The sequence below is a fragment of the Oleiphilus sp. HI0128 genome, assembly GCF_001635365.1.
The window spans coordinates 1-807 of the sequence record NZ_LWGG01000004.1; the positions used below are offsets into that span (position 1 = coordinate 1).

Genomic DNA, 807 nt, shown 5'->3' on the forward strand with positions numbered 1-807 from the left:
AATTCAAATAGCTGAGCCTCATGAACGTCATTCGCGATAAGCGTGACATTTACACCATCAAAGAAACACACATCAACACCCAGCAATGTTGGCTGCTCCAAACCGATCATTTCCTTCAAGTGCTGTAAGGTGCCGCCTGAGCCGAGGACATACAAAGTATCATCTTCTAATTCTTCACTCATAAATGAGCAAAGCTCTTCAAGCATCAACTCATCATCCAGCATGCCCGAACATTTAACCGACTGAACCAGAAGCTGATCGTCCGGTATCAGCATTTCACCAAAATGCTGAGTCTTAACCAGCCCCTTGGCAAAAGCATCCTCATCAATATCTCTCACGTCTGCCATACGGGCTGACACTAAACGATGACTCGCCATACTTTCTACCACCGAAACCACCGCCTTAGGTGTTACCGCAAATACGCCAGAATGCATCTTTACACCTGCCGGAATCCCTAAAGCGCACTGCTGATCACCAATCACCGTGTAGATATCACGCGCAGTACCATCACCGCCGACAAACAACAGGATATCTATTGAGCGTTTCATAATCTCGGCTGCGGCTGCACGCGTATCGTCAGCTCGAGTTAATTCAGGAGGCTGGAACAAAACCTCGATATCAAAGACATCTGCAAACTCTGAACAGATATCTCCGCCCATCTGTCCACCTGCACACAAAAATGATACTGAAGCCAATCTACCCTGCAAAACTAAATCTTTCAGACCGACTAAAACCGCTCTTAGCCTATCGGCCGCCTTGGCCTCTACGCCTCTGGAAATCGCTATTTCTGTGGTAGATGCTGCATCA

Annotated in this window: 1 protein-coding gene; it reads right to left on the bottom strand. The window is 47.3% G+C overall.

Translation table 11 applies throughout. The features are described from left to right. Positions 1–807: ATP-NAD kinase family protein (locus tag A3763_RS00140; RefSeq protein WP_068759794.1), on the bottom strand; the 807-nt coding region annotated here is incomplete at both ends.